Here is a 22,106-nt window from a genome sequence, read left to right on the forward strand (position 1 = left end):
GGCACCGCCTGTCCGCCACCTCCTCGAAAGGACGGACCGCCCCATGGCCACCGCCCCGGAGACCGGTGCGCACGACACCGTGGACGCCGGCACCTACGAGGTGCTGCGCGCCCGGCTCGCCGCGCAGGCCGGTGAACTCGTCCACCGTGCCGAACTCCTCGACACCCGCCGCGTCGAGGAGTTCGGCACGGCACGGCTGGAGCTGGCCGGTACCCGGCGCCTGCGCACGGAGCACGCCTGCGTGCCGCGCGACACCGTGGCCGTGGGGGACGCCTTCCTCGTCGGCGCCACCGACCGGCCCGGCCCGCACCCGCAGCCGGCGGTCGCCGACGTGTTCGCCCTGTACGACCGCGACCTGGACCCGCTGCCCGACACGGCCGTGCCCGGCCTGCTCGACGACCCCGCCTTCCTGCGGGAGTTCGCGGACCTGCACCGCTACTACCGGCAGGCCCGCCTGCTCCGGCTGCGCCGGCTCGACGGCAGACTGCTGGCGGTCTTCCGCACCGGCGAGAAGGCCGGTGACATCCGCGTACTGCGCTGGGCCCTGGACGAGGCCGGCCGGCCGTCGTTCATGGACGCGCGCGGCGAGCGCGACGACGTCTTCCCGCCCTCCCACGACCTCACCTGGACCGGGACGACCCGCGAGGACCAGGTCCTGGGCCGGCACCCGCACGTCCGCGTCCAGGACGAGCTGTACGTCTCCACCGTCGGCGGCACGCTCACCGTGAAGCTGGAGAACGACACCGAGACGGGCGAGGGCATCCACAGCGAGCCGGTGGACGAGCCGCTGCAGGCGCTCGCCGACGCGGACATCGCGCACGCCCGCGTGGGCGCCCTGATCCTGCTGCGGGTGCGGCCGTACAAGGAGGACGCCCACCGGTACCTCGTTTTCAGCACCCTCACCAGGACGGTCGTCCGCCTGGACGGCATCGGGCCGGCGTGCCGCCGCCTGCCCGAGGACCAGGGCATCGTGTTCCCCGGCGGCTACTGCCTGGCCACGGGCGTCCACAAGACGTACGAACTCGACGTGGCCGGGCTGGAGTTCGAGCGGGAGATCCGCTCGCCGAACGGCGAGGACGTGCTGTACGCCTTCCAGGCGCGCGGGGAGAGCCGCGGGGTGCTGCTGTCGTACAACACCATCCGCAAGGAGATGGCGAACCCGCTGCCCTGCCGGGGCTGGGCCCTGCTCGACGACGGCACCTTCGCGGTGCTGCGCGCCGACGGCGAGGAGCCGGCACAGGTCCACCCGGTACAGCTGTGGCACTCGCCCTACGTCTCCGACGCCTACGCCGCGACCGCTCCGGCCGGGAGCGGCGCGCTGGGGCGTGTGGGCAACGCCGACCTGGTGCGCGGCATCTCCGCCTGCCTGTCCGTCGCTGGCCTGGCCCGGGAGGGCATCACGACCGGCGAGGGCTACCGCGCGCTGGTCACCGCCTGTGTGCGTGCCGCCGACACCCACCACTGGCTGGCCGAGGACGAACTGGGCGACCTGCTGGGCGCGCTGGACGCGGTGCGCGGCACGGCCGAGCAGGTGCTGGCCGAGTTCGAGACCGTCCGGGCGCTGACCCGGCAGGCCGCCGACGCCCTGGACGAGGCCGCCGAGCGGATCGCGTCCGTCGTCCGCCGCCTGCGCGGGGAGGCACCGAAGGAGGCCGCGGCCTGGGTGAGCGGGCTGACCGAGCTGCGGCACGCCCACGGCCACCTGCTGACCCTCAAGCAGCTGCGGTACGCCGACGTCCCCCGCATCGACGCCCTCGCCGCCGAGACGGAGGCCGGCCTCGCCGCCCTCGGGCAGCGGGCCGTGGCGTTCCTGGCCCGCGAGGACGCGTTCGCCGGCCACGAGAAGGAGGTCGAAGGGCTCGTCGCCGACGCCGAAGCCGTCGCCACGGCCGCCGAGGCGGCGCCCGTGGCCGCCCGGCTGGACGAACTCGGTGAGGCCCTGCGCACGGTCACCGACGTCGTCACCGCTCTCGACATCGGCGACACCACCGTCCGCACGGCCGTCCTGGAGCGCATCGCCGGGGTGCTGGCCGGCGTCAACCGGGCCCGGGCCACCCTGGACGCCCGCCGGCGCACGCTGGCCGGCCACGAGGCACGGGCCGAGTTCGCCGCCGAAAGGGCGCTGCTCGGGCAGGCCGTCACCGTCGCCCTGGCCGCGGCGGACACCCCGCAGGCGTGCGACGACCAGCTCGCCCGGCTCCTGGCCCGCCTGGAGGACCTGGAGTCCCGGTTCGCGGAGTCCGACGACTTCCTCGACGTCCTCGCCGGCAGACGCACCGAGGTCTACGACGCCTTCGCCGCCCGGAAGCAGGCGCTCTCCGACGCCCGCGCCCGCCGCGCCGGACAACTCGCCGCCTCCGCCACGCGGATCCTGGAGACGGTCACCCGGCGCTGCGCCGCCCTCCCCGACGCCGACGCGATCGCCGCCTACTTCGCCTCCGACCCGATGCCGGCCAAGGTCCGCCGCACCGCCGGCGAACTGCGCGGCCTGGGCGACAGCGTGCGGGCCGAGGAACTCGACGGCCGCCTCCAAGCCGCCCGGCAGGAAGCCGAGCGCGCCCTGCGGGACCGCACCGACCTGTACGCCGACGACGGCCGCACGCTCCGCCTCGGCGCGCACCGCTTCGCCGTCAACACCCAGCCCCTGGACGTGGCCCTCGTCCCGCACGACGACGGCCTCGCCTTCGTGGTCACCGGCACCGACTACCGCGCACCGGTCACGGACCCGGAGTTCACGGCCACCCGGGCCTGCTGGGACCGCCCCCTGCCCTCGGAGTCACCGGCGGTCTACCGCGCCGAACACCTCGCCGCCCGCCTGCTGCGCGAACACGGCCCGGCCGCCCTGACGGCCGCCGAAGACCTCCCGGCCCTGGTGCGTGCGACGGCACAGCGGTCGTACGACGAGGGGTACGAGACGGGCGTCCACGACCACGACGCGACGCTCATCCTCACCGCGCTCCTGCCCCTGTACGAGACGGCCGGGCCCCTGCGCCACGAACCCGCCGCCCGCGCCGCCGCCCAGCTCCACTGGGCCCACGCCACCACCGCCGGGGCACGCGAGACGTGGGCCCGGCGCGCGCGCTCACTGGCCCGCGCCCGGGAGACGTTCGGCCTGGCGCCCGCCATCGCCGACCTGGAGCGGGAACTGGCGCAGGAGATCGCCGGGGAGCACGCGCAGGCCGCCGCCTCCTACCTCTTCGAGGAACTGACCACCGCCCCCGACGGGTTCGTCCTCAGCGCGGGCACCCGCACCCTGCTGGACGCGTTCCACCGCGCCGTCGGCGGGAGCGCCTACGCCGACGACCTGGCCGCGCTGGACGATCTGGCCGCCCGTCGGCAGCTCGCCGAGACGTGGCTGTCCTCGTACGCCGCCGCCACCGGCGCGGAGCCGTCCCCGGGTGACCTCGCCGAGGCCGTCGCCGCCGAGCTGTGCCCGGACCTGCCGCGCTACGACGGCGACGCCTCCCTCACGGCGACGGCCGAGGGCCTGCTGGGCACCCACCCGCGCATCACCGCACGCCGACTGCCGCTGCGTCTGGACGAGTTCCTCGCCCGCACGGCCCGCTTCGCCGAGCAGGACGTACCCGCCCACCGCGCGTACCAGCGGCGGCGCACCGCCCTCGTCACCGCCGAACGCGCCCGCCTGCGCCTGGCCGACCACCGCCCGCGCGTCATGTCCTCCTTCATCCGCAACCGGCTCGTCGACGAGGTCTACCTGCCGCTCCTCGGCGACAGCCTGGCCAGGCAACTGGGCACCACCGGCGACACCCGGCGCACCGGCACCGGCGGCCTGCTGCTGCTCCTGTCCCCGCCCGGCTACGGCAAGACGACCCTCATGGAGTACGTCGCCGACCGTCTCGGCGTGATGCTGGTGAAGGTCAGCGGGCCGGCACTGGGCCACGCCGTCACCTCGCTCGACCCCGCCCAGGCCCCGAACGCCACCGCACGCCAGGAGGTCGAAAAGATCAACTTCGCGCTGGCGGCGGGCAACAACACCCTGCTGTACCTGGACGACATCCAGCACACCTCACCCGAGCTGCTCCAGAAGTTCATCCCGCTGTGCGACGCCACCCGCCGCGTCGACGGCGTCCGCGACGGCGAACCGCTCACCTACGACCTGCGCGGCAAGCGGTTCGCGGTCTGCATGGCCGGCAACCCCTACACCGAGTCCGGCAGCCGCTTCCAGGTGCCGGACATGCTCGCGAACCGCGCCGACGTGTGGAACCTCGGTGATGTCCTGACCGGCAGACAGGACGCCTTCGAGCTGAGCTTCATCGAGAACGCGCTCACCGCCAACCCGGTCCTGGCCCCGCTCGCCGGCCGTGACCGCGCCGACACCGACCTGCTGGTCCGCCTCGCCCAGGGCGACCCGACGGCCCGTGCCGACCGGCTCTCCCACGCCTGCCCGCCCGCCGAACTGGAGCGCGTGCTGGCCGTGCTGCGTCACCTGCTGACCGCCCGGGAGACGGTGCTGGCGGTCAACGCCGCCTACATCGCCTCGGCCGCGCAGTCGGACGCGGCCCGCACCGAACCGCCCTTCCGGCTCCAGGGCTCCTACCGCAACATGAACAAGATCGCCCAGCGCATCCAGCCGGTCATGAACGGCGCCGAGCTGGCCGCCGTGATCGACGACCACTACACGGCCGAGGCGCAGACCCTGACGACGGACGCCGAGGCCAACCTGCTGAAGCTGGCCGAGCTGCGCGGCACCCTCACCGCCGGCCAGGCGGCCCGCTGGGCGGAGGTGAAGACGGCGTACGTCCGCAGCCAGGCCCTCGGGGGCCCCGGAGAGGACCCCCTCATCCGGGCCGTGGGGGCGCTCGGGCTGCTCGCGGACCGGATCACGGCCGTCGAGAAGGCCATCACCCGCGCGACCGACCCACACCACCGGCCGGCCCACGCGAACGGCCGGCACGCGTCGGGGCGGGGGCAGTTGTGAGGACGTCAGCCCTTGTCCTCTGCCTGCGTGACCGGTGATCGGCGGCCGGTGGCCTGCTACCCGGTCGGCTGGGTGGCGGTGTTCCCGAAGGCTTCCGTGGTGCCGCCTTCCGCCTGCGGGGAGGAGGCGGACTCGACGAAACTGTAGGGCGGCAGCGGGCCGCTGACGCGCAGCTCCAGGTGGGGGTTCTCCCGGCTGAACGCGTCGACCGCGCTCAGGAACCGCTCCGCCGAGGGGCGGTCCACCAGGAAGGAGAGGTTGGCCAGCCAGCCGCTGCTCGGCGGCCCGGCGCTGACCTCCTCGGCCATCGGTGCGAGCGCCTGCCGGAGCAGCTCGGCGTCGGTCGCCTCGCGTTCCTGGACGGCGGCGGCGACCATCTCCCCGAGCCGGATCCTCTCCTCCTGTGTGCCGCCGCCGGCCTCGCGGTTCGCCGCCGCCAGGGACCGGATGTCGTCATGGTCGGTCATGATCAGGCGGAGTACGGCCTCCTCGTCGTGGTTGGCCTTGATGTTGTACTCCGCCGCGCCGTCCAGCGCGTGCAGCCGCTCCAGGAACCGGTCCGCGCGCTCGGCGAGCACCGTGATCACCGTGTCGTCGTCCGGGGAGGCGCTGCCGAACCGCATGGGCAGCACCACGCCGTCGGCCCCGGCCTCGTCCAGTACCCGCTGGTGGGCGAGCAGGTCACGGCGTTTGGGGCGCAGTTCCTCGGGGGCGTCGCTGACGATCGCGGCCAGCTCGCCCTGGCGCAGCACGCGTACCGGCTGCGGGGACGCCCCGACGCCTTCCAGATCCTGGGGGAGCGGGGGGTGGGAAGCGCGGACGATCCCGTAGACATAGGTGCCCATCTGCTATTCCCCCCTCCTGCGCGCGGCCCGGTCGCCCTGCCGCTCCTGGCCCTCGTCGCGTGCCTGCTTGAAGGCCTCCGAAATGGTCTCCGCGGCACCGGACAAGGCTCCCTTGGTCTTGCCGTGGGCGCCGGATTCCATCATCTTCCCCGTGAGCTCCGTGAGCCCGGCCGGCTTGCGGGGGCCTGCTTCGAGGTCGAGGCGGTTGCACGCCTCGGCGAAGCGGAGGTAGGTGTCGACGCTCGCGACCACGACGCGTACGTCGATCTTGAGAATCTCGATACCGACCAGGGAGACGCGCACGAACGCGTCGATCACCAGCCCGCGGTCCAGGACGAGTTCCAGCACGTCGTACAGACCGCTGGAACCGCCTCCGCCGCCCCCTTGTGTCACCATGGTCATATCGACCAACTCCTCGCTGTCCGAGCAGGCTCCCTGCGGCGGGTAGCCGCCTGACTCACGACCAAACGCCGCATTTGGCACGCGGCGAGAGATCGCCCAGGACAGCGAAACGGCCCGGGTCTCCGACCTGGGCCTTCTTCGTGGAGCGGGCGACGAGGATCAGATCGAGCGGGACGACCTGGACGAGCTGATCGCGGACTGTGACAAGGTGCACGGGCCGGCCGATCCGGAGGCCGTGGCGGCCCAGCGTGCCCGGCTGACCGGTGGCGCCTCACACGCTGGAGCGGCCGTGTGAGCGGTGCCCTGGTCCTGGACAGCGAGGGACTCGCGAGGGCCGTACAGCGTGATCGGGAGTGCGCGACCGTGCACAGGTCGGTGCCGTGTCCATGCGGATGATCCGCCGCGTACCGACCTCGGCAACGACAGGTGAGGAGTCGTTCCCCCTCACCTGTCATCGAAGTACCGGCGGATTCCGGCTCACGGAGTGCCGGTCTTGTTGAACCCCTTGTCCAGGTAGGGGGACTGGTCGACGACGAAGCCGTCGTCCGCGACCAGGCGGGCGATGCCGCCCTGGTCCCGCCAGACCTCGCTGGAGGAACTGAAGGAGAAGCCGCCGTACTCCGGGTGGTTCTCGTTGGTGTAGACGCGGTAGCGCTGGCCGGGCTGGATGACCGTTCCCGGCGGGAAGGGGAACGAACGGCCGGTGGGTTTGGCCTCCACCTTCCAGCCGGTCAGGTCCTGCGGTCCGCCGCCCTTGTTGAAGATCTCGACGTATTCGTCCGCCTGGCCGGCGCTCGTGCCCTGATAGCGCAGGCCGGAGATGATCACGTCGGGTTCGTCGAGCGTGAACATGCACACCACGTCGGCGAAGTTGATGCCGCCCTCCGGGCTGCGGAACTGCTGGACGATCTGGCCGTTGCGCTTGAATCCGCTCAGTACCGCCCGGTACTGCTTGCCGTCGATCGTGACGGGCTGGGGGTGGACGAAGGTCTGCAGGTCGACCAGGTCGTCGTCCGCCGGGCTGGTGCCGGTGGTGTTGGGCGTCTCGTTGTGGTGGAAGCTGAAGTCGAGGTCGGTCGTGCTGCCGTCCTCGAACATGACGTTGACGGTCAGCCGGACGTCGAACTGGCTCGGGCTGACGTTCGTGGGCTTGTTGCGGTGGATGAAGGTGCCGACGACGAACTCGGTGCCGTCGAGCTGGACGTCTGCGGCCGCGCCGCGGAACTGGTAGCCGCTCTGGCTGCCGGCGCTGCCCCACTGGATGTAGTCGGTGCCCACGCCGTTGACCGGTGAGATGGCGGGGTTGGTGGAGGAGAACACGCCGGAGGTGACGACGGTGGTCATGGTGTCTGGATCCCGCTCTCTCAGTCCTCGTCCTCGATGACCTCGGCCTTGAGCTTGGCCGGCGGTGCGGTGCCGATCTGGGCGACGCCGTCGGTGTGGCGGCCGGTCTTGGCACCGTCGACGGCTTCGAGGCCGCAGGTGTAGACGATGCAGTCCTTGTCCTCACCGCCGGTGTTCAGGTGCACGTGGTAGGTGAAGGTCAGGGTGCGCCCGTCGTCGCTGACCGTGGCCTGGACGGGGGGCAGGTTGCCACCCGTCGTCTGGTCGATGCGCTTGTACTGGGCGCCCACCGTGCCGTTCCAGCGGAATCCGGTGGGGGCGGTGAAGATGTGCTCGCGTTCGCCGGCGTCGACCGTCTCGCTCCAGTTCGGCGTGCGGACGCAGATGTTGATGGTGGTGCCGAGCCCACCGGGAGCGTCCTCGACCCCGCCCTCCTGCCACACCACCAGGTCGAGTTTCTGGGCGCGGCCCTGTTCGTAACCCCAGTCATAGCCGTTCGCGTACTGGTCCTGCTCCCCGCGCGAGCCGTCGCGCGGCGGGTCGGCGTAGGGCTTCCCGCCGAGCGCATCGGCACGTCCCTGTTCCTCCCCCCGCTTGTAGGCTTCCTTCCTGGTCTGCACGTCGGTGCTCATCTCCGGGTCCTCCTGGTGTTGTGATCGAAGCGGGCGACGGAAAGGGAGGCGTCCTGGTGCGGGTCGCCCGGGCCCGCGGGGGGCGGCCGGAGCATCGGCACCGCGCGCCGCACGCACCGATCGCGGTCGTCGTGAAGGGCGTGCCCGTGAGACGGAACGCGGGACGCCGCCCGTGGCTTCGAGCGAGGCGTCCGCGCGGGCACCGCGGCACGCACCGGACTTTCCTCCGGGTCCATCGTTAGCCCGGACAGACCGGTGATATGCCGCCGTTCCCCCGTTTGGAATGCCGAATCGATTCTGCGTCACTTGTTCGAGTTCAGTTGAGGCGAGAAACGGCGCATAGGGGCGGAGTGGAGCACCTCGCTGTCCGCCTCACGCGGTTCCTCCCTCGTGTGAGTGGCCGACGTGGTGGCTGCTCCTGCGATCCGCCCCCGACCGGTATGCAGGGGGAATGCCGATGACGGTGCGGAAGGAGACGTGGATGAGGCGAACGAGGCCGGGGACGTGTGAGGTGCCGGGCATCATCAAGGCCCGGCCGCGCCCGATCCGGGTGATGGCGTGACGGCCAGGGATACGGCGCTGCGGCGTCCGCCGGACGCGCCGGACGGGGACGGCCTGCCGGGCACCGTGGCGGGCGACGGCACGGCCGGGTTCGCCGGGGACGGCGGGCCCGCGCCGCAAGGACAGTTGGCCTTCCCCGCGGACGTGGCCCTGAAAGGCGGCGCGATCTTCGTCGCCGACCACGCGAACCACCGGATCCGCCGTATCGACGGCAGCGGCACCCTGACGACGATCGCCGGGGACGGGCTGCGGGGTTTCGCCGGCGACGGCGGCGAAGCGGTACGTGCTCGCCTCGGCTTCCCGTCCGCGCTGGCGGTCGCTGCGGACGGGACCGTGTTCGTCGCCGACGAGATGAACCACCGGATCCGCCGTATCGACCCCTCGGGTGTCATCGACACCGTCGCGGGAGACGGCTCGCGCGGTGACGGCGGGGGTGACGGCGACGGCGGCCCGGCCCGCCGCGCCCGGCTCGATTCCCCGTGCGCCGTGGCCGTCGACGCGGTGGGCCGGCTGTACGTCGGGGAAGCCGGCATTCCGCGTGTGCGCAGCATCGACGGCGACGGTGTCATCAGCACGGTCGTCGCGGCGTCCGGGCAAGCCGGTGGCTGTGGAGCGGCCGACGCGGGCGAGGCGTTCCTGCCCGCCGGCCTGGCGGTCGACGGGGCCGGCCGGCTGTACATCGCCGACCCGGAGGGCCGACGGGTACTGCTGCTCGGCTCGGACGGGGAACTGCGGGTACTGGCGGGTCCGCCGGACGGAGCCGCCGACGCCACGGCGGCCGGCTGGGGCGCACCGCGCGCGGTGGCGTTCGACGGTGAGGGGGTGCTCTACGTCGCCGACCAGACCGGACACCGCGTGTGGCGGCTGGCCGGCGGAGCGGTCCGTGTCGTCGCGGGGCAACCCGATCCGGCTGCCCGTGAGGCCACCGCGTCCGTCGACACGCCCGATGCCGTCGTCCACGTCGCGCTGCGTTACCCGTGCGGTCTCGCCGTGGATCCGGTGGGGCGCCTGCTGGTGGCGGACAACTTCCACCACCGCATCGCATCGGTACCCCTCGCCACGGCTGCCTCGCAGGACACCGAGCGGTCACGGGAGGAGAAACCGGGGCCGGAGCCGGGACCCGAACCGGAGCCGAGACCCGAACCGGAGCCGGAGAAGGAGCGGGAGCCGGAACCCGCACCCGTCCCAGCCCCCACTCCAACCCCCGCCCGGCTACTCGTACGCCAGGAGGTCGGTCTGGAAGTCCCGCGCGGTGGGGGCGAGTTGTTGCACGTACGGGTCTCCTCCACCGACCCCTGGACCCCCGGACGGGTGGAGCACCACTTCACCGCTCCCACGGGCTTCGTCTTCGACGGCCGGGTGACCTGCGCGTACTACCGGGCGGATCGCACGGTCATCCCCGGCGGGAACCCGACGGGGACGGCGGGGGACGGCGGCCGGTCGCTGGCCGTCACGGACGAGCCCCGCCTGAACACCCCCGGCCATCCGGCGGCGGCCCTGGTCTACACGCTCGGCATCCGCGCCCTGAACGACGCCGAGCCGGGCCGGTACACCGACGGGCGGGCGGTGATCGCGGGCCAGCCGGAAGTGCGCCTCAAGGCGAGCGTTCTCGCGGACGACGACAACTGACGAGGGTGCGCACGAGACGCGGCGCCGCCCATGGCAGACCATCCGCCATGGGCGGCTCTTTGCGTTCTCAAACCCTGAGTGCGGAGGTAATCGTTTCTGTGCTCCCAGCTCACCCTCACGAATGTCACGGGTTGCACATGATCGGCGACCTTGGGTTAGCGTTCGAAACGTGTCCACGCCCGCCCTTCCACGGCTCGGTCCGCCGGGCCCCTTCCCGTGTGCCCCGCTCGCCCACCCGCTCGACCGCAAGTGGCTGCACTACGCGTTCCTGTCGCGGTGCGGGCGACAGGCGCTCATCGCGAACCTGTCCGTCCTCGGGTCCTCCACCGGCTCGGTCTTCGCGCATCCGGGCGCCCCGGCCACCGGGCGCCGCAGCGGCACCGGCACGGCGGCCGAGGGGCAGCACATGGCGATCCTGCTCCTCTACGGGGAGGGGCACGGCTGGAGTGCGACGCAGTTCAACGCCGAACAGCCCGAACTGCCCTGGTCGGCCTTCCGGTTACCGCACCCGCACGGGGAACAGGGCGCGTTCCGGGTGGCGGCCCGGTCGGCGGTCCCGGCGATCGACGTACGGCTGACCCGGACCAGCAGGCCCTGCACCTCCCAGTGCGCTCCGTTCGGGGACGACGAGCATCTGCGCTGGCAGTCGGAGCCCGGCGTCCTGGGCGCCGGAACCCTGCGGCACGGCGACGGCACGGCGACGGAGACGGAACTGCTCGGCTACCACGAGCGGGTACGCGGCCGGTGGTCCTGGCCCACGCTCGGCGGCTGGGTGTTCGGATTCGTCAACGACCCCTCGGGCCCGGCCGACCAGGCCCCGCCGGCGGCCGTCGTCTTCACCCTGATCCAGCCCGCGTACCCCGCGGACGCGGCCAACGGATCGGTGATGCTGTGGCGGGACGGGCGCATGGTCCGCCACTTCCCGCGGCGCACCCTGCGCGTGGCGGTGAGCGGCACCCTGGACCGCGACCGGGTCGTGATGGTGCCGCCGCTGGCGGGCCTGCTGGGTACCCCGCCGATGGCCGCGGTGCCCGGCCGGCTGCTGATCACCGCCCGACTCGGCGACGACCGCCTCGTCCTGGACTTCCGCTCGCACACGGCGGGCCGGATCGTCAACCCTTCCGAGACCAGCCTGCACCCGTTCAGCGTGCACGAGACCCTCGGCCCGTGCACCGTGGAGGGGCGGGTCGGCGGACGCCGTATCGGCTTCCACACCGGGGGCATCGTGGAGTTCGCCGGGGGTGCCCGTGACTGAGACCGCCCCCGCGTTCACCGGGGCCCGGCTGCTGGACGAGACGGTCGCCGCCCTGTCCGACCGGGCCCCGGCGATCCTCGCCGCCGCGGCCGGCCACCTGCGCGGCATCCGGCTGGGCCTGCACTTCAACGACGGCAGCCACGCCACGCTCACCGCACGGCACAGTCGCATCGTGGTGGACCGGGGCCGCTGCCCGGACCCCGACGTCGAGGCCGCCTTCGACGACCGGGCCATGAACCTGCTGTTCGACCTCCAGCGCCCGCCCGTCGACCAGGTCCTGCCCGACAGCCTCGACGTCCGCGGCTCCCGCGAGGACACCCTCGCCGTCTGGCGGGCGTTCACCCTGCTGTCCCAGCGCGCGGCGGGCCTGCGCAGCATGCAGGAACTGTGGGGGGTGTACCGCGAACAGGCCCCCCAGCTGTGGGGCAGCGCGACACCCGCCGTCCGGGAACCGGCCGCCGACCCGGTCGACTGGACGGCCCTGGACTTCCTCGCCCGGCGCTCCCCCGAGGACGTGCCCGCGCCGCCCGCGCTGATCGGGGACACCACCGTCACCGCGCCGCGCCTGCTGTGGGACGGCCGCACCAGCACCGACTGGTCGCTGGAGGACACCGTCCGGGACGCGGACCTGATGGAGACCATGCTCCGGTGCCGGGCCCGTACCAACGAGGAGATCGAACGGCTGCTGCCGGACCGCGAACCGCGTGCCGAGCTGTACGACCTCATGCGCTCCTACCCCGCCCGCCAGGGCAAGGGCCTGCGTCCCACCCTGACCATCGCCGCCTGTGCCGCTTTCGGCGGACGCCCCGACGACGCCGTACGCGCCGCCGCGGCCCTCGAACTGTTCCACAACGGCTTCCTCGTCCACGACGACATCGCCGACGAATCCACCCACCGGCGCGGTCTGCCCACCATGCACGAGGAACACGGCCTGGGCCTGGCCGTCAACGTGGGCGACGGGATGAACCTGCTCGCCGTCGACGCCGTCCTGTCCAACCTCGAAACGCTCGGTCTGGTCCGCACCCTCGGCCTCATCCACGAGGCGGTGCACATGTGCCGGGAGTCCATCGAGGGGCAGGCCATGGAACTGGGCTGGATCCGCCACGAGGTCGTCCCCGAGACCGACGACGCCTACTTCATCATGAGCACCAAGAAGACCGGCTGGTACACCTGCATCAGCCCGTGCCGCATCGGTGCCGTCTGCGCCGGCGTCACCGACCCCGCCGTGCTGGGCCGGTTCGACGAGGCGTTCCGCCTGATCGGCATCGCCTTCCAGATCCAGGACGACATCCTGAACCTGGTCGGCGAGGAGGCCCTGTACGGCAAGGAGCCCCTCGGCGACCTGCTCGAAGGCAAGCGCACGGTGATGCTGATCCACCTGTTCCGCACCGCGTACGCCCACGAACGCCCCCGCCTCTTCGACATCCTGCGGCAGCGCCGTACCGACAAGTCCCAGCAGCACGCCGAGGAACTCCTCGCCGCCATGCGCCGGCACGGCTCCATCGAGTACGCCACCGAACTCGCCGACCGGCTCGCCGCCGAGGGCATCGCCCGCTTCGAGGAAGACCTCCGGTTCATCCCCGAGAACGAAGGCAAAGCCGTCCTGCGGCAGATCGCCCACTACGTCACCTCGAGGCCACTGTGACGACCACCCCGCCCCCGCCGGACGGCCCCGCCGACACCGGCCCGCTGACCTCCACGGACCACCGGGCCTTCGCCTTCCTCGGCCACGTCAACAGCGGCCTGCGCCAGTGCCTGTGCACCCTGGCCAGGCACGGCGTGGCCCTGCGCCGCGACGCCCCCGAACGCGCCCGCCTCCTGCTCGACACCGTACGGCCCTGGCCCCTGTACAAGGGCGGCCAGTTCCTCTTCGACCTGATGGAGTGGGAAGACCTCATGGTCGACGGCGACCCCCCGCCCCTGATGTCCACCGAGCGGATCGTCGCCGCATGCACGCTCCCCGTGCGACTGATGGCCGCCGCGTCCACCGAGGAGGTGCCGACGGTGGCGAAGCTGGTTCCCGGTCAGCGGACGACCGCCGCCCTCGACCTCCCCCTGCGCCTGTTGGCCACCACAGCCCGCAGCACCCTCCTGGGTGCCGCGCAGGACATCACCGACCTGCTCGAACCGCATGCCGCCCCCGACGACGGCGACGGGTACGCCACCGACCCGGAACCCGTCACGGACGACACGGACGCGGAACTGCCGCCGCTGGAAGCGGGCTTCTACCTCTACGAGGACATCGCCCTGGGCGCCTTGTCCGTCCTCGGCCCGCTCCTGGCCGACCACGCACCGACCGACCCCACGCCGTCCGCCGCCTAGCTCATGACGCCCGTCCCCACCCCGACGGTCCATGAGCGGGCCCGGTCTCCAAGCCCGCCACCGGCGGATCCGCTCACGCGGACACACCCACCCACAGAAGGGACAACGATGGCCACACAGACCCAGACCCCCGTCCAGCCGGGATCGGAGAACAAGCTCTACATCCTCCAGCAGGGCATCGTCGAGGACGCGCCGGGCGGAGTCCCCGCCCACCTCAGCTTCGGCATCCTCAGCACCGTCCCCGGCCCGGTCAACCCCGGGGACATCACCTTCACCCTGAAGGCGCCCACCGGTTTCGTGTTCACCGGCTGGCTGTCCTGGGCCTACCACGACGTCAACACGCTCCAGGCGAAGGGCAACCTGGAAACCACCCAGGGCACCCTCGGTGACGGGGGCCGCACCCTGACCTTCACCCACAACCCGTACCTGTCCACCAACCAGGAGTGCCTCGGCTACGGCGCCCAGGTGACCGCCGTCGACGGCGCGACCCCGGGCCGCTACACCGACGGCCAGCTCAAGGTGGGCGCCGCCAACCCGATCAAGCTCAAGGGCCGCGTCCTCGACCCCAACGAGGACTGAGCCACCCGGTCAACCGGCCCGTCGGTGGTCCCGCCGGCCCGACCGGCGCCACCGACGGGTCACGCGCAGAGAAAGGCTGGAGATGTACGGAGCAGAAAACCCCCTGCCGGGCCGTATCCGGCGCGCTGCCTCGTCGGTGCCACGGCTGCGACGGGGGAGGCGGCGCACCTGGACCCTGGGCACGCTGGCCGCAGCGATGCTGCTGGCGTCGTCACTGCCCGCGAACGCCGCCACGGCGCAGGCCCGGCCCGCAGCGGCGGCGGCGCGGGCCACGACCGCGCGGGACCCGGAGTGCATTCAGCCGGGGAACGCGTGGCTCAACCCCCGCTTCTACTGGCGCAACGTCTTCGGCACCCGGCTGGGCGAGGGAGCGATCAACGAGTGGTCGTCACCGAACCCGTTCGGCGGCCGGATCGCGCCGGGATCGACGTTCACGTTCAGATGGCGCCCGGACACCACACGCAATCCCGTGGGAGCGCAGTACCACATCCACCGGGTCAATCTGGCCTCGGTGATGGCGGTGGCCGACGTGGTGTCGGTGACGGGACCGGGCAGCTTCTCCGGGACGACACTGAGCGCCCAGGAGACACCGCCGTACAAGCTGGCGGACACCGCGGTGACGTTCCGCATCAGGCCCGGGACGGAGGGCCGGACGGCCACCCTCTCGTCGGCCGACCACAGCCTGACCACGAGGTGGCTGTTCGCCAACATCAACAACATCTGGGAGAACACCGGAAGCATCTCCTTCACCGTCGCCAGCCGCGCCAGCCTCGGCTGCGACTCGTCCTCGATCCTCGGGTGACGGATCGATGAGGTGATCGACCCCCGGGTCGCTGACCTGGGGGTTTTTCGCGCTCTCAGCTTGGGAAGCGAGGGCGCCTGGATCGCACATCTGACGTTCGGATGTGGCGCAGTCAATGTTGGTGACATACTTTTCTACGTACATCACCAACATTGCGTAGGAGGTGCTCGTATGTCTGTGACCCAGATCGACATCGATGACGACGCCCTGGAGCGTGCCATGGCCCTGGCCAAGGTCAGGACCAAGAAGGAGGCGGTCAACCTGGCTCTGCACTTCTACGCCGAACAGCAGGAGCGTGCGGCGCGCATCAGCCGTCACTTCGAGCGTGCGCGTGAGTGGGGTGCCGTCGAGGACGCCGAGCGCCTGCACCGGGCGGAGAAGCACAGCCGGTGATCTACCTGCTCGACACCTCTGGTCTGGTCCGGCTGCTTCGCGAACCAAAACTGCAGTCGGCCTGGTACGACGCGATCGACGCCGGTGCCATCGCATCCTGCTACGTGCAGCGAACCGAGTTCCTGCACAGCGCCCGGAACGGCCGTGAGTACGACGAGATCGCGGAGATGTTCACCGACCTCTATCCCGACGTGTCGGTGCCGAAGCACGCGGGGCGTTGGATCAGCGCGGTGCAACACCGTATGGCCCACGCCGGGGAGCATCGCAGCGCCTCGGCGGTGGACCTCGTCATCGCCGCCACCGCCGCCCACCACGGCCTGGCTGTTCTCCACGACGATGCCGACTACCGGGCAATCGCCCGGCACGCAACCGATCTGCTCGAGCACAATGTCCACGACATCACCTGAGGTGCTTTCCCCCACAGGTTGTGGACGGGGACTTGCGAAGGTCGGCCATCGGGGCCTGAAGCGTCACTGACGTGTATGGCGTGGGAAGGGACGCCGCCTCCTGGCTCCGCTCGTCGACCGCGCTGCCTGCTTCGGCCACGGGGTTTCCCCCGCCGCTCTTTTCCCGCAGCGACATCCCCTGTGCCGCCATCCTGACCATCAACCGATTTCGCTGCAGTTTCGGTGAACCGCGTCCAGTCCTCTTCCACCGTCGACTGCCGAAGAGTTCCCTCCCCCAAAGCGAGTGCGTGGAGCGCCAACGTGGCCAGCACCGGCGGAAGTGAGGTGAACAGAGCTTCGAAGACCTCGGAATCCGCCCCCTCGAAGTGTTCTGCGGGCAGATCCTCACGGGTGGCCAGTACATCACCGGCAAACTTGCCCGCGGACTGCGCTACGAGCTTGGGATCGTGGGCCTTGGCGAGGCCCGGCGCGCGCGGCGCGAAGTTCACGCTTGCCGTATCGAACCGTCCTGCAGGGAAGGCGGACGTTCGCCAAATACGGCAAGGGCCCGGTAGGCGCAGAAGTTCACGCAGCCCGTCATCAAGTGGAATTGAAACCTCCACTTGTGGCCGTTTGCGTGCCCGCGGCCCTCACGGCAGGCGACGTCACCCCGAGAAGACCAGGAGAAAGTGCCCGCGAGGGGAGAAAATGACCCCTAAGTCGCGCCGCATGGACGGCGTTGTCCGCTATGCGGAACTGCTCGGACTGTCTTAAATCGACAGATCCGCCGTCACGACTGCTGCTAGCGTCACGTTCGTCACATGGGCATTTAAATGCCCCGCCAGTATCGGACACCCAGGACGACCGTGAAAATCAAGCGCGTTCGCATCGAGAACTTTTGTTGTCTGCACAAGGTGGACGTGTCCTTCGAAGACATCACCTCCTTCATCGGTCCGACCGGTGTCGGCAAGTCCACCGTGCTGCGCGCACTCGACTGGTTCTTCAACGGCGAACGGGGTGTCTCGCTCAGCGATGACGACGTCCACTCCGGATCCACCGACGGCCGTATCACCGTGGAGGTCGAGTTCGACGGCCTCACGGACCACGACCGGCAGGTCCTTGGCCGGTACGCGCCCGAGGGCGCGCGGAGCGTGAGCATCTGGCGGACGTGGCAGAACGGCGAGGACAAGATCACTGGCAAGGCGCTGGCGTACGGGCCGTTCGAGGACGTACGCCGGAACGAGAAGGCGATGGACTTGCGCCGCGCCTACGACCGGCTGCGGGAGAGCGACCCCAGCCTCGGGCTGTCGGCCGCCGGAAGCAAGGACAAAGCCCTGGAGGCGATGCAGACCTGGGAGTTGGCCCACCGCGACCGCCTCACCGAGGCCGAGGTCGAGGACACCCACTTCTTCGGCTTCGCCGGGCAGAGCCGGCTCGCCCAGTTGATCGACTTCGTGTTCGTCTCCGCCGACCTGCGGGCGTACGAGGAGGCGGACGACCAGAAGACGACCGCGGTCGGCCGCATCCTCGATCACGCCGTGGACCGCTCGCAGGCGAACGAGCAGCTCGGCGAGATCGAGGAGAACGCCCACCTGGCACGCCAGGAGCTGCACACCAAGGTCTACGGTCCGGTGCTCGAAGAGGTGTCGGACGCGCTGTCCGCCGAGGTCGCCAAGTTCACCACCGGGCGCAAGGTGGTCGTCACCCCGACAGTGCACGTGCCGAGGCCGGCCCGGACCACCTTCCAGGTGAGCATCCGCGACGGCGCCGCCCAGACCTCGGTCTACCGGCAGGGCCACGGCTTCCAGCGGGCATTGATCATCGCGGCGCTGAAGTACCTGGCCGACCGCAGGAGTTCGGCCGGCGGCGTGCGCACGCTGTGCCTGGCCATCGAGGAGCCGGAGCTCTTCCAGCACCCGCCGCAGGCCCGGACGTTCGCAAAGGTGCTGCGCGAGCTGGTCGCGTCCTCGCCGCGGGAGCGCACCCAGATCATGTACGCCACCCACAACCCTGTCTTCATCGACCCGAAGGGCTATCACCAGATCCGCCGACTCAGCCGCGACGCCGGGGCCGAGCACCCGGTCACCGAGGTGTGGCAGGCCACGGAGGAGGACCTGTGCCGTGCCCTGGACGGGCTGGTCGACAAGCAGGTGATCCGCAGCCGGACCGAGGGCACGCTCGGCGGCGCCTTGGCCGAGGGCTTCTTCGCCCACGCGGTAGTGCTGGTCGAGGGCGGCGGGGACGAGGGCGTGATCACCGGCTGTGCGGAGCGGTCGGGGATCAACCTGGGCGCGGAGGGCGTGAGCGTCATCCAGGTCAACGGCAAGGACAACCTCATGCTCTCCGACGCGCTGTACAGCGCTCTGGGAGTCCCCTGCCACGTCGTGTTCGACGGTGACGCGGGCATGGAGGAGCGCAAGCGGGAGGCAGTGAGCCACCGCGACTCGTACGAGCGCGAGAAAGCGGAGCGGCAGGCCGAGAGCCAGGCCCGGCACAACCGGACCAAGAACGCCAACCTCCTCCAGTACCTCGGCGCGGCGCCCACTCCCCAACCCGCCGACGAGTCGGCCCGCCGCTACACCGTCTTCGAGGACACCTTGGAGACCTATCTCGACGAGCACTGGCCGTCCTGGCAGGAGCGCAGGAAGGAACTGGTCCGCACCGGCCAGGGCGTGGACGGCAAGAACTCGGCGACGTACCTGGAGACCACCCGGACCGTCGCGACGGAGCCCCCGTTCCTGCTGTACGCGTTGCTGGAGAACGTCCGCTCTCTGGCCGCCCGCCGGTAGCCGGCGCGGTACCCATGAGAAGGGGGCGCCCCTCCGTCGCACCTCCTTCGGACGGAAGTGGCGCCGCGCCCGAACCACCGCCGGCCTCTCCGACGACTTCCGGTTCTACGACCTTCGCCACACCGGACACACGCTGTCCACCCGTTCCGGCGCCACTCGCAAGCTGGACGACATGGTCCGCGTCGAGCGTGCGAAGCACCACACGGACAAGAGCGCGCACCACAAGGAGAGGTCCACCGGCAGCTAGCCGCCGCTCATGGTGCGGATGTGGTGCGCAGCCCGCCCACTGGTCTGGACAACAAAGAACCCCCGGGTCTCTGACCTGGGGGTTTCTCATGGAGCGGGTGACGAGAATCGAACTCGCGCTCTCAGCTTGGGAAGCTGATGTTCTACCATTAAACTACACCCGCGTAATACGGACGGTACGGCCCCAGGAGGGTCCGGTGTCCGGATGCTCGCTCACTCTACATCATCATCGGGCCCCGGTGTCCGGAGCCCGGAGGAATGAGTCGGTGGCGGCGGGGTAACCGGCTGCGGGCGGCTGGAGTTGGGGCGTACCGTGGGCGGTCCCGGTGGGGCCGGAGTGCCGCCTGGAGAGTCGTCTCTTTGATCCCGTAATGTGCCTTTGTCGTCCGGGCAGCAACGCCGGACGAGGCTCCTGGGGAAGGGACTTGAGGGACTTGATGGAACGCACCGTCGTCCGATGCGCGGACGGGCACGTCTTCAGCACCGCTTCGTTCCCGATGCAGAAGGCCGAGCGGCTCGGCCCCGGCCGGCTCGTGCGGTGCCCGCGGTGTGCCCGGCTCCGCAGCGCGGTCCCCGTCGTCCTGGAGAAGAGGTAAGGGCGCGGCGGGAGAGGAACCGGCTGTAGCCGGCGTGTGACAGCGGGCGTGCGGAGCCGTCGCGATTGCGACGGCTCCGCACGCCTTGCGTATCCTCGCTACGTGCTTCTCTCAGACAAGGACATCCGGGCCGAGATCGACGCCGGGCGGGTACGGATCGATCCCTACGACGAAACCATGGTGCAGCCGTCGAGCATCGACGTCCGGCTGGACCGGTACTTCCGGGTGTTCGAGAACCACCGGTACCCGCACATCGACCCCTCCGTCGAGCAGGCCGATCTGACCCGGCTGGTGGAGCCGGAGGGCGACGAGCCGTTCATCCTGCACCCCGGGGAGTTCGTGCTCGCCTCCACGTACGAGGTGATCACGCTTCCCGACGATCTCGCCTCCCGGCTGGAGGGCAAGAGCTCGCTCGGGCGGCTGGGGCTGGTCACGCACTCGACCGCCGGGTTCATCGACCCGGGATTCAGCGGGCACGTCACCCTGGAGCTGTCCAACCTCGCCACGCTCCCCATCAAGCTGTGGCCGGGGATGAAGATCGGGCAGCTGTGCATGTTCCGGCTGACCTCGCCCGCCGAGTCCCCGTACGGCAGTGAGCGCTACGGCTCCCGGTACCAGGGGCAGCGCGGGCCGACCGCCTCGCGGTCCTATCTCAATTTCCATCGGACCCAGGTGTGAGGGCGACCACAGCATGAGCAGCGCAGACGTGCGGGAGAACCTGTCCTACGAGCGGTTCGGGGCCGCCATCCGCGAGCTGGCGCAGACCATCGCCGACGACGGGTACGAGCCCGACATCGTGCTCAGCATCGCGCGCGGGGGTGTCTTCGTCGCGGGCGGGCTCGCCTACGCCCTCGACTGCAAGAACATCCACCTGGTGAACGTCGAGTTCTACACCGGTGTGGGGACGACCCTCGAAATGCCGGTCATGCTCGCGCCCGTCCCCAACGTGATCGACTTCTCCGACAAGAAGGTTCTGATCACCGATGACGTCGCCGACACCGGCAAGACCCTGAAGCTGGTCCGCGACTTCTGCCTCGACACCGTCGCCGAGGTGCGCTCCGCCGTGATCTACGAGAAGTCCCATTCCCTCGTGAAGTGCGAGTACGTGTGGAAGCGGACCGACGACTGGATCAACTTCCCGTGGAGCGTGGAGCCGCCCGTGGTGAAGCGCACGGGGCAGGTCCTGGACGCCTGATCCCGGGCACGGACACCGGAAAGGGCCCCCGGCTTTCCCGCCGGGGGCCCTTTCCGCGCGTCGGCACTCAGAACGTGCCGAGCTTCACGATCGACAGCAGCGCGATCAGCTGGATCGCCGACGCGCCCAGCGCCCTCGGCCACGGCAGGTCGTGGGAGCGGGACACCATCAGGGTCAGCAGGGCGCCCGCGCCGATCCAGGTGGCCCAGCCGAGGAGCTGGACGAAGCCGGCGTCGCCGCCGAAGAACATGGCGACGACCAGGCGGGGCGCGTCCGTGAGCGCCGTGATCAGCATGGACAGGCCCACCGTGGGCTGCCAGGCGCCGTCGCCGCCGAGCTGGCGGGCCAGGGTGTGGGTGACCACGCCCAGGACGAACAGGCCGAGGACCATCACGACCGCCGTGATCAGCACGATCGGCACCGCGTTGGAGAGGGTGGCGCTGATCGCGTCCTGGCGGGCGCCGTCGAAGCCGAAGACCGCGAGCAGGCCGTAGAGGAAGGTCACGACGAGGGCGGGCGTCCACATCGTGTAGTCCCGCATGCGCAGGAAGGTGTCGTTCGGGGACAGGACGATCCCCTTCAGCAGTTCCTTCCAGTGCAGGGGCGGGCCGAGCGGCGCCGCCGGCGCGGTGGCGGAGCCCGCCTGGTAGGTGGCGCCCTGGGTGTAGCCGGCGGCCTCGTCGACCGAGAAGGCCTGGGTGTGGCCCGGGTTGTCGGCCGCGTAGGGGTCGTGCGCGCCGGGGCCGGGGCCCGGGTGGTGGCCGCCGTCGCCGAAGTACTCCGGTCCGTCGTCGGCCGGCCCCGGGTACCCGTACGGCTGCCCCTGCCGCTGGTACGGCGGCTGCGGTGCCGACGGGTAGCCGTACGAGGGGCCCGCGGGAGCGGAGGGGCCCGGCCGTCCGTACGACGGCCCCCCGGGCCGGGCGGGCCCGTGTCCCTGCCCGTGCCCGTACGACGGTCCCTGCGGCGCCTGCTGTCCTTGGGGGGTGCGGTTGTCCCGGCCCCCGCGTCCGATCCTGAATCCAGCCACGTCAACGAACGTACCTGGTCCTGAGGACCGGTGTGCCGGGCCCGGCGGTCCGGGCCCGGCTTTGCGGCCGACCTGTGACATCCCCTAAGGGAGCGTCAGCGGGCGGTTCAGGGTCCTGCCAGGGTTCCCCCCGGGGTTCGCCCCAGGTGCCCCCGGTGATG

17 protein-coding genes, 1 tRNA gene and 1 pseudogene are annotated in these 22,106 nt (G+C 71.1%); 13 read left to right on the forward strand and 6 right to left on the reverse strand.

Features of this window, described 5'->3' with window-relative positions; all coding sequences use genetic code 11:
* Positions 1-43 precede the first annotated feature (43 nt).
* Positions 44-4,939: a DNA repair ATPase gene (locus AB0947_RS11295; RefSeq protein ID WP_366750088.1), complete on the forward strand. Its 4,896-nt coding sequence runs from the start codon at positions 44-46 to the stop codon at positions 4,937-4,939.
* A gap of 56 nt (positions 4,940-4,995) precedes the next feature.
* Here the strand turns inward: AB0947_RS11295 and AB0947_RS11300 are convergent, their stop codons facing one another.
* The 4 genes from AB0947_RS11300 to AB0947_RS11315 all read right to left on the reverse strand — a co-directional run bounded on the left by AB0947_RS11300 (position 4,996) and on the right by AB0947_RS11315 (position 8,162).
* On the reverse strand, positions 4,996-5,784 hold the full coding sequence (locus tag AB0947_RS11300; RefSeq protein ID WP_366750089.1) for a GvpL/GvpF family gas vesicle protein: 789 nt from the start codon (positions 5,782-5,784) through the stop codon (positions 4,996-4,998).
* Positions 5,785-5,787: 3 nt separating this feature from the next.
* Positions 5,788-6,186: a gas vesicle structural protein GvpA gene (locus AB0947_RS11305; RefSeq protein ID WP_366750090.1), complete on the reverse strand. Its 399-nt coding sequence runs from the start codon at positions 6,184-6,186 to the stop codon at positions 5,788-5,790.
* Positions 6,187-6,663: 477 nt separating this feature from the next.
* Complete coding sequence (locus AB0947_RS11310; RefSeq protein WP_366750091.1) at positions 6,664-7,530, reverse strand: lamin tail domain-containing protein; 867 nt, start codon at positions 7,528-7,530, stop codon at positions 6,664-6,666.
* A 20-nt stretch (positions 7,531-7,550) separates the two neighbouring features.
* The gene (locus AB0947_RS11315; protein WP_366750092.1) at positions 7,551-8,162 is read right to left on the reverse strand and encodes a hypothetical protein; all 612 of its coding nucleotides are present in this window, start codon (positions 8,160-8,162) and stop codon (positions 7,551-7,553) included.
* 558 nt (positions 8,163-8,720) lie between these two features.
* On the opposite strand from AB0947_RS11315, the gene AB0947_RS11320 reads away from it, so the two are divergent.
* The 10 genes and pseudogenes from AB0947_RS11320 to AB0947_RS11365 all read left to right on the forward strand — a co-directional run.
* Complete coding sequence (locus AB0947_RS11320; protein WP_366750093.1) at positions 8,721-10,352, forward strand: serine/threonine protein kinase; 1,632 nt, start codon at positions 8,721-8,723, stop codon at positions 10,350-10,352.
* A gap of 169 nt (positions 10,353-10,521) precedes the next feature.
* Entirely contained in the window at positions 10,522-11,607 is a 1,086-nt protein-coding gene (locus tag AB0947_RS11325; RefSeq protein ID WP_366750094.1) for a hypothetical protein, read from the forward strand.
* Entirely contained in the window at positions 11,600-13,252 is a 1,653-nt protein-coding gene (locus AB0947_RS11330) for a polyprenyl synthetase family protein (RefSeq protein ID WP_366750095.1), read from the forward strand. The genes AB0947_RS11325 and AB0947_RS11330 overlap by 8 nt, the downstream gene beginning before the upstream one ends.
* Positions 13,249-13,929: a hypothetical protein gene (locus AB0947_RS11335; RefSeq protein ID WP_366750096.1), complete on the forward strand. Its 681-nt coding sequence runs from the start codon at positions 13,249-13,251 to the stop codon at positions 13,927-13,929. The genes AB0947_RS11330 and AB0947_RS11335 overlap by 4 nt, the downstream gene beginning before the upstream one ends.
* 108 nt (positions 13,930-14,037) lie before the next feature.
* Positions 14,038-14,508: a hypothetical protein gene (locus AB0947_RS11340; RefSeq protein ID WP_366750097.1), complete on the forward strand. Its 471-nt coding sequence runs from the start codon at positions 14,038-14,040 to the stop codon at positions 14,506-14,508.
* Between the two features lie 82 nt (positions 14,509-14,590).
* On the forward strand, positions 14,591-15,310 hold the full coding sequence (locus tag AB0947_RS11345) for a hypothetical protein (protein ID WP_366750098.1): 720 nt from the start codon (positions 14,591-14,593) through the stop codon (positions 15,308-15,310).
* A gap of 171 nt (positions 15,311-15,481) precedes the next feature.
* Positions 15,482-15,703, forward strand: a complete 222-nt coding sequence (locus tag AB0947_RS11350) for a type II toxin-antitoxin system VapB family antitoxin (protein ID WP_180989643.1) — start codon at positions 15,482-15,484, stop codon at positions 15,701-15,703.
* Positions 15,700-16,110, forward strand: coding sequence for a PIN domain-containing protein (locus AB0947_RS11355; RefSeq protein ID WP_366750099.1), 411 nt, complete (start codon positions 15,700-15,702; stop codon positions 16,108-16,110). The genes AB0947_RS11350 and AB0947_RS11355 overlap by 4 nt, the downstream gene beginning before the upstream one ends.
* A gap of 812 nt (positions 16,111-16,922) precedes the next feature.
* Positions 16,923-18,878: an AAA family ATPase gene (locus AB0947_RS11360; RefSeq protein ID WP_366750100.1), complete on the forward strand. Its 1,956-nt coding sequence runs from the start codon at positions 16,923-16,925 to the stop codon at positions 18,876-18,878.
* Positions 18,879-18,894: 16 nt separating this feature from the next.
* Positions 18,895-19,059: pseudogene (locus AB0947_RS11365) on the forward strand (site-specific integrase); the annotation flags it as partial.
* A 155-nt stretch (positions 19,060-19,214) separates the two neighbouring features.
* Here AB0947_RS11365 and AB0947_RS11370 read toward each other — a convergent pair.
* Positions 19,215-19,288, reverse strand: a tRNA-Gly gene (locus AB0947_RS11370).
* 534 nt (positions 19,289-19,822) lie between these two features.
* On the opposite strand from AB0947_RS11370, the gene dcd reads away from it, so the two are divergent.
* Both dcd and AB0947_RS11380 read left to right on the forward strand, forming a co-directional pair.
* Positions 19,823-20,398: a dCTP deaminase gene (gene dcd, locus AB0947_RS11375; protein WP_014673940.1), complete on the forward strand. Its 576-nt coding sequence runs from the start codon at positions 19,823-19,825 to the stop codon at positions 20,396-20,398.
* 13 nt (positions 20,399-20,411) lie between these two features.
* A complete protein-coding gene (locus tag AB0947_RS11380) occupies positions 20,412-20,915 on the forward strand; it encodes a phosphoribosyltransferase (protein WP_366750101.1) in 504 nt (167 codons plus the stop codon).
* Positions 20,916-20,982: 67 nt separating this feature from the next.
* Here AB0947_RS11380 and AB0947_RS11385 read toward each other — a convergent pair whose 3' ends face one another.
* Positions 20,983-22,026: a YIP1 family protein gene (locus tag AB0947_RS11385; protein WP_366750102.1), complete on the reverse strand. Its 1,044-nt coding sequence runs from the start codon at positions 22,024-22,026 to the stop codon at positions 20,983-20,985.
* Positions 22,027-22,106 lie beyond the last annotated feature (80 nt).

It is taken from the genome of Streptomyces sp. NPDC047841, from assembly GCF_040704085.1.
GTDB classification, from domain to species: domain Bacteria; phylum Actinomycetota; class Actinomycetes; order Streptomycetales; family Streptomycetaceae; genus Streptomyces; species Streptomyces argyrophylli.

Bases quoted from the DNA above. Each gene is read 5' to 3' on its own strand.
- AB0947_RS11295 (WP_366750088.1), top strand. From the start codon at position 44: ATGGCCACCGCCCCGGAGACCGGTGCGCACGACACCGTGGACGCCGGC.
- AB0947_RS11300 (WP_366750089.1), bottom strand. From the start codon at position 5,784: ATGGGCACCTATGTCTACGGGATCGTCCGCGCTTCCCACCCCCCGCTC.
- AB0947_RS11305 (WP_366750090.1), bottom strand. From the start codon at position 6,186: ATGACCATGGTGACACAAGGGGGCGGCGGAGGCGGTTCCAGCGGTCTG.
- AB0947_RS11310 (WP_366750091.1), bottom strand. From the start codon at position 7,530: ATGACCACCGTCGTCACCTCCGGCGTGTTCTCCTCCACCAACCCCGCC.
- AB0947_RS11315 (WP_366750092.1), bottom strand. From the start codon at position 8,162: ATGAGCACCGACGTGCAGACCAGGAAGGAAGCCTACAAGCGGGGGGAG.
- AB0947_RS11340 (WP_366750097.1), top strand. From the start codon at position 14,038: ATGGCCACACAGACCCAGACCCCCGTCCAGCCGGGATCGGAGAACAAG.
- AB0947_RS11345 (WP_366750098.1), top strand. From the start codon at position 14,591: ATGTACGGAGCAGAAAACCCCCTGCCGGGCCGTATCCGGCGCGCTGCC.
- AB0947_RS11350 (WP_180989643.1), top strand. From the start codon at position 15,482: ATGTCTGTGACCCAGATCGACATCGATGACGACGCCCTGGAGCGTGCC.
- AB0947_RS11360 (WP_366750100.1), top strand. From the start codon at position 16,923: ATGCCCCGCCAGTATCGGACACCCAGGACGACCGTGAAAATCAAGCGC.
- AB0947_RS11380 (WP_366750101.1), top strand. From the start codon at position 20,412: ATGAGCAGCGCAGACGTGCGGGAGAACCTGTCCTACGAGCGGTTCGGG.
- AB0947_RS11385 (WP_366750102.1), bottom strand. From the start codon at position 22,026: ATGTCACAGGTCGGCCGCAAAGCCGGGCCCGGACCGCCGGGCCCGGCA.